This is a genomic window from Chromohalobacter sp. HP20-39, assembly GCF_033052815.1.
In the GTDB taxonomy this organism is placed as follows: domain Bacteria; phylum Pseudomonadota; class Gammaproteobacteria; order Pseudomonadales; family Halomonadaceae; genus Chromohalobacter.
Genome location: NZ_JAWHTP010000742.1, coordinates 1 through 267, shown reverse-complemented (window position 1 = coordinate 267; position 267 = coordinate 1). Strand labels below are relative to the sequence as shown.

Sequence of the window (267 nt, the reverse complement as noted above, 5' to 3'; positions counted from 1 at the left end):
CGTGCCTGGATGCCGGCGTTCGCCAGGCCGCCGCACAGGCGGTCGCAGACGATGTTCAGCATCTGCTCGGGCGTCTGGCCGCGGCGGCTTGCCTGCCCAGTTGCACGGCGATAGATCACCATGCGCACCCGCCGCGTCTGGCCGCGCCAGCGCAGCCGCGTGACCACCGTGTCCTCGAACAGGCCGCCCGGCTTGGCGACCGCGCGCAGGTGGTGGCCGAAGAAGCGCAAGTAGAACTCGGTGAAAGCGGTGCCGCGGGCACGCGGC

General features: G+C 71.9%; 1 protein-coding gene. It reads right to left on the bottom strand.

The annotated features are described in order from the left end of the window. Positions 1-267: TraC family protein (locus RVY79_RS19920; RefSeq protein ID WP_317466304.1), on the bottom strand; the 267-nt coding region annotated here is incomplete at both ends.